Source organism: Mycobacterium neumannii, from assembly GCF_002245615.1.
Classification (GTDB): domain Bacteria; phylum Actinomycetota; class Actinomycetes; order Mycobacteriales; family Mycobacteriaceae; genus Mycobacterium; species Mycobacterium neumannii_A.
Genome location: NZ_NKCO01000009.1, coordinates 191,416 through 200,051 on the forward strand (window position 1 = coordinate 191,416; position 8,636 = coordinate 200,051).

General features: G+C 66.9%; 10 protein-coding genes. 4 read left to right on the forward strand and 6 right to left on the reverse strand.

Going from position 1 to position 8,636, the window contains the following annotated elements:
- Window positions 1-945 (reverse strand): SDR family oxidoreductase, encoded by a 945-nt coding sequence (locus CEX88_RS13315; protein ID WP_094293854.1) that lies wholly within the window; start codon window positions 943-945, stop codon window positions 1-3.
- On the reverse strand, window positions 942-1,637 hold the full coding sequence (locus CEX88_RS13320) for a TetR/AcrR family transcriptional regulator (RefSeq protein WP_094293826.1): 696 nt from the start codon (window positions 1,635-1,637) through the stop codon (window positions 942-944). Before CEX88_RS13320 ends, CEX88_RS13315 begins: the two co-directional genes overlap by 4 nt.
- Before the next feature lie 163 nt (window positions 1,638-1,800).
- Here CEX88_RS13320 and CEX88_RS13325 point away from each other — a divergent pair, with 163 nt between their 5' ends.
- Window positions 1,801-3,006, forward strand: a complete 1,206-nt coding sequence (locus CEX88_RS13325; protein WP_094293827.1) for an NAD(P)/FAD-dependent oxidoreductase — start codon at window positions 1,801-1,803, stop codon at window positions 3,004-3,006.
- On the opposite strand, the gene CEX88_RS13330 is transcribed toward CEX88_RS13325, so the two are convergent.
- The gene (locus CEX88_RS13330) at window positions 3,007-3,273 is read right to left on the reverse strand and encodes a YdeI/OmpD-associated family protein (RefSeq protein WP_094293828.1); all 267 of its coding nucleotides are present in this window, start codon (window positions 3,271-3,273) and stop codon (window positions 3,007-3,009) included.
- Window positions 3,274-3,310: 37 nt separating this feature from the next.
- Here CEX88_RS13330 and CEX88_RS13335 point away from each other — a divergent pair, with 37 nt between their 5' ends.
- On the forward strand, window positions 3,311-4,129 hold the full coding sequence (locus CEX88_RS13335) for a MerR family transcriptional regulator (protein ID WP_094293829.1): 819 nt from the start codon (window positions 3,311-3,313) through the stop codon (window positions 4,127-4,129).
- A gap of 15 nt (window positions 4,130-4,144) precedes the next feature.
- Here CEX88_RS13335 and CEX88_RS13340 read toward each other — a convergent pair whose 3' ends face one another.
- Both CEX88_RS13340 and CEX88_RS13345 read right to left on the reverse strand, forming a co-directional pair.
- Window positions 4,145-4,984: an SDR family NAD(P)-dependent oxidoreductase gene (locus tag CEX88_RS13340; protein ID WP_094293830.1), complete on the reverse strand. Its 840-nt coding sequence runs from the start codon at window positions 4,982-4,984 to the stop codon at window positions 4,145-4,147.
- Window positions 4,981-5,340: a DUF4440 domain-containing protein gene (locus CEX88_RS13345; RefSeq protein ID WP_094293831.1), complete on the reverse strand. Its 360-nt coding sequence runs from the start codon at window positions 5,338-5,340 to the stop codon at window positions 4,981-4,983. Before CEX88_RS13345 ends, CEX88_RS13340 begins: the two co-directional genes overlap by 4 nt.
- 151 nt (window positions 5,341-5,491) lie before the next feature.
- Here CEX88_RS13345 and CEX88_RS13350 point away from each other — a divergent pair, with 151 nt between their 5' ends.
- A complete protein-coding gene (locus CEX88_RS13350; protein WP_094293832.1) occupies window positions 5,492-7,303 on the forward strand; it encodes an AMP-dependent synthetase/ligase in 1,812 nt (603 codons plus the stop codon).
- A 27-nt stretch (window positions 7,304-7,330) separates the two neighbouring features.
- Here CEX88_RS13350 and CEX88_RS13355 read toward each other — a convergent pair whose 3' ends face one another.
- Complete coding sequence (locus CEX88_RS13355) at window positions 7,331-7,912, reverse strand: nucleoside deaminase (RefSeq protein WP_094293855.1); 582 nt, start codon at window positions 7,910-7,912, stop codon at window positions 7,331-7,333.
- 225 nt (window positions 7,913-8,137) lie between these two features.
- On the opposite strand from CEX88_RS13355, the gene CEX88_RS13360 reads away from it, so the two are divergent.
- The coding region (locus CEX88_RS13360) for a DUF222 domain-containing protein (RefSeq protein ID WP_141209850.1) at window positions 8,138-8,636 on the forward strand (499 nt) is incomplete at its 3' end.

The following is an 8,636-nucleotide window of genomic DNA, read 5'->3' on the forward strand; positions in this document are numbered from 1 at the left end:
TCAATCCGGGTACGTCACGGCGGTCAGCTTCTCGGACAACTGCCACAGCGCCTGGCGGTCCTCGGCTCGGTGCACCGCTACCGGTACCTTCGCGAAACCCACACCGCCACCCGCAGTCTCGTAGAAGCCGCGTGGACCGTAGTAGGCACCGCCTTCGGCGTCGGGTGATGTCGCGGCGTAGAGCGTCGGCTTGATCCCCTCGTCGACGTCGAGCCACATGAACGGCAGCAGGCGCCATGTGGCCCTGGTGAGCCGGGCGTTCAGGGTGGGTTTGTCCCGACCGTAGGAAGCGCCGCTGAGCAGGTTGGTCTTGCTCAAGCCGGGGTGCGCGGCGTTCGACATCACACCCCATCCGTGTGCGCGGCTGCGTTGATCGAGCTCCTTGGCGAACATCAGCTGTGCCAGCTTGGCCATCCCGTACGAGCGCATGGGCCGGTATCCGTGTTCGGCGTTGGGGTCGTCGAATGTCAATCCGCGCTGCGTGGCGGCGATGCTGCTCACGGTGACCACGCGGGCGGCTTCGGCGGCCCGCAGCAGCGGCAGCAGGTGTCCGGTCAGGGCGAAATGGCCGAGATGGTTCGCGCCGAACTGCAATTCGAAGCTGTCGTCGGTCGTCTGCCGCTGCGGCGGTGTCATCACGCCGGCGTTGTTGATGAGGATATCGATCGGACGACCTTCGGCGGCGAGCCGTTCACCTAGGGCGGCAACACTTTCCAGCGACGCCAGATCCAGCTGTGCTATGCGTGTGCTGGCCCGCGGGACGGCCTGGCGGATCTGCGCGATCGCGGCCTCCCCTTTGGCGTGGTTGCGGACCGCCAGGATCACGTCGGCGCCGGCCGCCGACAGCTCCTGCGCTAGCCCAAATCCGAGACCACTGTTGGCGCCGGTGACCACGGCGAGGCGACCCGACAGATCGGGCACGTGCAGTTCGAGCCCGCGGCTCATCGTGAGTTCCTGGAGACGGTCCGGCGGACAGGCGCCTGCCACAGGCCGGTGATCGCGTCGATGAGCCCTTCGGCGGCCCGCGGCCAGGGCGACCTCGCGAGCGGCCCGTGTTGCGCCAGCGCCCCTTCGTGTTCGGCGCAGGTGTGCATGAGCAGGTTGCGCGCCATCACGATCCGTTCGAAGCGGACCCGCTTGGGCAGTTCGGCCAGGCATCCTGTGATGCCGTCGATCACCTGCACCAGATGCGGGGACGACAGGGCGTCCTTGGTGACGACCTCGCGGTAACTCGGGTCGGCCATGGCTTGTGCGGCGAAGCGCGCGTACCAACTCGGGTTGCCGAGTTGGTCGAGGCGTTCGGTCAGCGGACGAACGAGGCAGTCGACCCAGTCCCGTAGGTCGGCGGAGGTACCGAGCTCGGCCAGCATCCTGGCGCGCAACTGTTCGATCGGCACCCGATGCTTGCTCTCGATCGCGCGCAAAAGGTCGGTGCGGGTGCCGAAGTGGTAGCAGACCGCGGCGTTGTTGCCCTGCGAAGCCGCCTCGCTGATCTGGCGGTTGGACACGGCGTGCATACCCCGTTCGGCAAAGAGGCGCTCGGCGGCAGCGAGCAATACTTCGCGCGTTCCTTCCGATCGATGTCCACTCAAGGGCCGGGCTGCGGTCACCGACCCAGTAGACACGGGCCCAACCATTAAATCAAGCGATTGATTTAGCGCCTCGGCGGCGTTAGCACGGTGTGAATCTCGCGAGATGTACCGGAGGGTCGCGGGATGCCGGCTACCACGACCCTGGCGTACAGTTCGCGAGTTCGTCAGGCTGCTTGCCCCGGCCCCGTCGCCGCACGACGATGAGACGATGTCGGCGTCAACGCGCGTTCTCGTGGCCGGGTCCGGGTTCGCCGGACTGTGGGCCGCCCTCGGCGCGGCGCGCCGCCTCGACGAACTCGGCGTGCGCACGGTGGACGTCACCGTCGTCAGTCCCAAGCCGTATCACGATATCCGGGTGCGCAACTACGAAGCAGACCTCACACCGTGTCGAATTGCGCTGTCGCAGTTGCTCGATCCCGTCGGCGTCGGGCACGTGTCCGCCGAAGTGACCGCAATCGACCCGGCGGCCGCGACGCTGGGCACTGCCGACGGAGCGACGTTGCCCTATGACCGCCTCGTGCTGGCGGTGGGCAGTCGCGTCGTCAAACCCGGCATTCCGGGGCTGACCGAGTTCGGGTTCGACGTCGACACCTACGACGCCGCGCAAAAACTGCACACGCACCTTCGCACGCTGCGGGCCGACGACCCCGCGTCGGCGACGGCCGTCGTCGTCGGTGCTGGCCTCACCGGCGTCGAAACGGCCAGCGAGCTACCCGCGATGCTGGCGGACGCCCTCGGTCCGGACTCGATACCGCGGGTGGTGCTCGTCGACCGGAATGCCCGCGTCGGCTCCGACATGGGCACATCGGCGCGGCCGGTCATCGAGAAAGCGTTGCGCGACAACGGCGTCGAGGCGATCACCGGAGCGGGCGTCACCGCGGTCGGCGAGCGCAGCGTCACCCTGTCGACGGGTGAGGTCATCGACACGGCCACCGTCGTCTGGTGTGCCGGTATGCGCGCTCATCCGCTGACGAGCCAGCTGGGTGTGCCGCTGGACCGGCTCGGCCGCCTTCCGGTCGACGACTATCTACGGGCCGACGGCGTGAATGGCGTGTTCGCGGCGGGTGACGTGGCCGTCGCGCGGATGGACGACGAGCACATGTCGGTGATGTCGTGTCAACACGGCCGGCCGATGGGTCGGTATGCGGGCTACAACGTCATCGGCGACCTGTTGGGCCTGCCCATGCGGACGCTTCGGATTCCGTGGTACGTCACCGTGCTCGACCTCGGCCCGGCCGGTGCGGTGTACACCGAGGGTTGGGACCGCCGCGTCGTCAGCACCGGCGCGGCGGCCAAGGCGACGAAGCGGATCATCAACGGCCAGCGCATCTATCCCCCGCTGACCGGTGACCGGGCGGCGCTGCTGGCCGCGGCGGCACCGGAACTGCAGACGGCGCCCGTGTACGAGCAGTGACTACTTGCCGTTTCGCCCACGGTGCCTGCAGCCCGGCCAGCAGCACGGGCGGCGCTTGCCTTCTTCGAGTTCTTCCTGGGTCCGCCGTATCCGGCGTTCGCGGGTCTTCTCCTGCTTGGCGTCCTCCACCCAGCAGATGAACTCGTTGCGCGCCAGCGGGGTGATGTCGTTCCACGCGGCGAGCGCGGTGTCGTTGGCGAGCAATGCCTTACGCAGATCGGTCGGCAGCGTGTGCACCACGCCGCCGGAGACTCGCGAACTTCCCATGGGCGCAGGATAGACGGCGGGAAGGCAGACTGGCCGCATGCGGTCGGGTTTGACTATCGGAGAGTTCGCCACGGTGACGCACCTGAGCGTGCGGACTCTGCGCCGATACCACGAGGCCAAACTGCTCGAGCCCGCCTGCGTCGACCCGTCCACCGGGTACCGCTACTACTCCGCCGAACAGATACCGACCGCCCAGGTGATCCACCGGCTGCGCCAGCTCGACGTGCCGCTCGCCGAAGTCCGGGCCATCCTCGACACCGAGGATCCGCAGAGGCGTGCCGAGGTGATCGCCGGTCATGTGCGGCGGCTGGAGGCCGAGCTGGACCGGACGCGCGCAGCTGTCGTCTCCCTACGCCGGTTGTTGAACCCGTCGCCTGCCGACCTGGAGGTCGAGCTGCGGTCGGTTCCCGCCCGGCGGGTCGCCGCGATCACCGGTCTTGTCCGGCTCGACGATTCGCTTGCGTGGTATGACGCGGCGATGGCCGAACTGGATGCCGCGTTCCCCGAAGCCGAGCGCACCGGACCGCCCGGCGGGCGGTACGCCAACGAACTGTTCACCCAGTCCGTCGGGACGATGACGGTCTTCCGGCCGGTGCGCTCCCCGCGGGCGTCCGGCCGCATCGAGGTCGTGCAGCTTCCGCCCGTCGATCTCGTCGTCGCCGTCCACGAAGGTCCGCACGACGATCTCGACGTCACCTACGGCCGTCTCGGAGCCTGGGTGGTGCACAATGCGCTCGCTGTCGACGGGCCGATCCGCGAAACCTACGTGGTGGGCCCTCGCGACACGAGGGACCCGGCCCGGTGGCGAACCGAGATCGGCTGGCCCGTGTTTCGGGTCGCCCCAGATCTCACCTGATTTCCGCGTCAGCTTTCAGTTGGGGAAATCCGCTCCTCGGGACAGCTTTTCGTGTGCTCGGACCTCGGCGAGGGATTCTTCGAGTGTGCCCACGACGGTGTCGTAGCCGCTGCTGCCGAGGATGAGCCGCCGGGGCGGCGGGTCTTCGGCCAGGGCCGCGATGACCGCGCGCACCCCGCGTCGGGGATCACCCGGCTGAGCACCGTCCTGTTCGGCCATCGCGTCGCGCACCTGCTCGAGCAGAGTGCCGTACTCGGGAATGGACTCCTCGATCTGTTCGTGGCCGAAGCCGGCGTAGGCACGGGTGCGAAACGCTCCGGGTTCGACCGCCATGACGCGGATGCCCAGCGGTTCGACCTCGTCGCGGAGAACCTCGGTGATCGCCTCGATCGCGGCTTTCGTTGCGCTGTAGTGACCGAAGCCGGTGACGCCGCGCAATCCGGCGACCGAGGACATGTTGACGACCCACCCGCTGCCCCTGGCACGCATACCGGGCAGCGCCGCGCGAAGCACCGACAGCACCGCGAAGAAGTTGAGCTCGAACATCTTTCGGACCGCGGCGTCCGCCGTGCCCTCGATTGACCCGAACCAGCCGCGGCCGGCGTTGTTGACCAGGACGTCGATACCGCCGAAGTGCTCCTCGGTGGCGCGCACCGCCTCCCGCACCTGCTCGGTGTCGGTGACGTCGAGCGGCAGCACGAGGACGCGCTCGCCGTGCTGTTGCGCCCAGTCGGTCAGCTCGGCCGGGCGGCGGGCGGTCAGCGCGACCCGGTCGCCGATCTCGAGAGCGGCGTCGGCGAACGCCATCCCGAACCCGCCTGGGGTGCCTCCGGTGATGAACCACGTCCTCGTCACGGTTCGATCACCAAGCGGCTGATGAGTTCGCCGTCGACAGTGAAGCGGAAGTGCAGGTCTGCCACGCCACCGGGAAAGTCGCCTTCCAGGTGCTGGATGACATCGAGGTGTGCGCCGCCGAGGCGGGTCGCGCTGACGAGTTCGGTGGAGTAGGTGTATCCGCTGGCGGCGTTGCGCAGCCAGTCGGCGATCTCACCGTGGCCGCGGTAGGTGTGCCCTTCGTCGGTGACGGTGGCGTCGACCGTGAAGGCCGTCAGCGCGGTCGTGACGTCGCGGTGGGCGGTGAGATAGGTCGCGACCGCCCAGGGCAGTTCGTCCCGTGAAATAGCGGTGCCGTCGCTCTGTTGCATTGCCATGCGCCCATCTTCGAGTCTCCCCCAGGGAGAGGGTCAAGACGATGCGGAACCACGGGGCTTACAGTCCCATCGCGTCATACCCGCCCGCATTGGGTACTAGAGGCGCGACACTAGCGGCACCGGTGCCGTACGAGATTCCAGGAGAACAGCGATGTCGACCGACACCAACCAGAAACCCACGACCGTGTCGCCGGCCAACGTGGCCGCCATGTTCTTCGACCGCGTTGGGAAGTCCGCCGACCGGGAGGCGTTCCGCAGGCGTGATGGGGATCGGTGGGTTTCGCTTACCTGGCGAGAGGCCGCCGAACAGGTAGAGGCGGTGGCGGCCGGGCTACTGGCACTGGGCATCCAGCCCGAGGAACGTGTCGCGATCGCCTCGAGCACGCGGTACGAATGGATTCTCGCGGATCTCGCGGTCATGTGCGCCGGAGCGGCCACCACCACGGTGTACCCGACGACCAACGCGCCCGACACCGCCTACATTCTGAGCGATTCGGAATCTCGCGTCGTGTTCGCCGAGGACGAGACGCAACTGGAGAAGCTCAAGGAGCGGCGCGACGACCTGCCGCGCCTCGAGAAGGTGGTGCTTTTCGACGGTGCCGGCGACGGGGACCAGGTCACCACCATCGCCGAGTTGATCGACGTCGGAACCAAGTACCTCGCCGATCACCCCGAGTGCGTGCGGACAACCGCGGACTCGATCAAGCCCGAAATGTTGGCGACACTGATCTACACGTCCGGGACGACCGGCAAGCCCAAAGGTGTGAGGCTGCCGCACCGGGCGTGGGTGTACGAGGGCAACACCATCGCCGACTTCGGCATCCTGGGCGAGGACGACCTGCAGCTGTTGTGGCTGCCGCTGGCCCACGCGTTCGGCAAGGTATTGATCACGGCCCAGCTGGCGTGCGGCTTCGCCAGCGCGATCGACGGCCGCGTCGACAAGATCGTTCCGAACATGGCCGAGGTGAAGCCGACGTTCATGGGCGCTGCTCCGCGCATCTTCGAGAAGGCCCACGCGAAGGTCACCTCCTCTCAGGAGGGTGTGAAGGAGAAGCTCTTCGAAGCCGCCTTCGCCGTGGGACGCAATGCCGACCGGCACCGGCTGAAGGGTGAGGACGTACCGCTTCCGCTGAAGATCGCGCACGCCGCGTTCGACCGCTTGGTCTTCAGTAAGGTGCGCGACGTGTTCGGCGGGCGCATCAAGTTCTTCATCTCCGGCTCCGCTCCGCTGAACCGCGATATCGCCGAATGGTTCCACGCCGCTGGCCTGTTGATCCTGGAGGGCTACGGCCTGACCGAAACCGCGGCCGGTGCGTTCATCAACCGGCCCGACAACTACAAGCTGGGCACCGTCGGGCAGGTGTTCGACGGCACGTCGGTGCGTCTCTCCGATGACGGCGAGGTGCAGGTGCAGGGCCCGTGTGTGATGGACGGGTACCACAACCTGCCCGACAAGACGGCCGAGACGTTCACCGACGACGGGTGGCTGCGCACCGGGGACCGGGGCAAGTTGGACGAGGACGGCTTCCTGACGGTCACCGGTCGGATCAAGGAATTGTTCAAGACCTCGGGCGGAAAGTACGTTGCGCCGCCGGCCATCGAGGGCAAGTTCATGGCCCTGTGCCCGTATGCGGGTCACATGCTCGTCTTCGGCGAATCCCGCAACTTCTGCGTCGCGCTGATCACGCTGGATCCCGATGCGCTGTCGGGGTGGGCCGAGCAGAACGGCCTCGGCGGAAAGTCGTACTCGGAGCTGGTGAAGTCGGATGCGGTGCGCGACATGGTCGGGGGGTACGTCGACGAGCTCAACTCGCAACTGAATCGATGGGAAACGATCAAGAAGTGGGAGCTGCTGGACCACGACCTGTCGATCGAAAACGGTGAGCTGACACCGTCGTTGAAGGTAAAGCGGGGCGTCGTCGAGAAACAGAACCAGGAGCTGCTCGACTCGTTCTACTCCTGAGGCGGGTAGCGCCTGAGCCGGGTAGCGCTAACTCCAGTAACCCTGGTGCGGTTGTGCCGCTTCGTCTTCGAGCAGTGGGCCGACGATGGTGATCGGCCGCTGTCCGTGAGCGAGTACCTCACGGCAGGGCAGAGAGAAGGTCGGGTTCTTCGGATTGTTGCCGGTGAGTGCGAGCAGCCGATGCTCAGGCATGCCGTAGACAATTCTTCCGATGCCGGTCCAGTACGCAGCTCCTGCGCACATCGCGCACGGCTCAGCGCTGGCGTACAAAGTCGCCGTGTTCATTCCGTCGTCGCCCAGCACGTGCCAGGCAGCCGCAGTGGAGACGACCTCGGCGTGACGCGTCGGATCGCCGTCTGGCAGCGCCGATTCGTTGCCTCGCTCGACGATCACGTTGCCACCGGCATCCGCGACGAGAGCACCGAACGGGGTGTTGCCGTTCGCCCTTGCTTCGTTGGCTAGTGCGAAAGTCCGCCTGAGGAGCGCGAGGTCGGCTTCAGTTGCCGACGGTTGGGCACTAGCAGGAGTCCCACTCGTGTACGGCGAAGAGAGCATGCCCGCCAACAAGCCCGCACCGAGGAGTACTGCGCGGCTCTGTAAGAGATGCATGGTCGAGGACACTAGCCCTGGTCGGCACGCCGATTTCTCAAACTGTCGATATAGAACTGCCGATTGACGGGAACGCCCCCTCCCCGCACCCATCACCGCACGCCCCAGCACAACCTGCAGCGACGGGTCTGTCGGATTCCGATCGCAGGCGCTCATCTTGGTGCCCGTGCCAACAGATTGTGACCCTGCCAGAAAGTTTGGGTCAGTGGATTTGTCGGGGGTCGAATGTATGTTCGAAGTATGTCGGGTGATGACCTGCAGGCCGCGGTGACTACGTTGCGTGCGGCCTTTGAGGATGCGGCGGCCTGTGACGTCGACTTGCTGACCCGCCAGGATCTCGTCATGGCCCTTGATGAGCTCGAAGCTCTCGGGTGCCAACTGCCCGCGATGCGCCACCGCTTGCTCGCCCGCCTGCAGGTCGAGGCGACGCCGCAACAGATGGGTGCGAAATCGTGGAAAGAGGTGTTGACGGTCCGCTGGCGGATCTCGACTACCGAGGCCAACCGGCGCTTGACCGAAGCTGCCCTGCTGGCGCCGCGTCAGGGGTTGACCGGGCCGTCGTTGCCGCCGGTGTTGCCCGCGACGGCTGTCGCGCAGGCTCATGGGCTGATCAACGGCGAGCATGTGGACGTCATCCGCAAGGCCGTTGACAGGTTGCCCGGATTCGTCGATGCGGCCACCCGCGAGCAGTTCGAGGTCGACCTGGTCCGCACGGCGGTCGGCG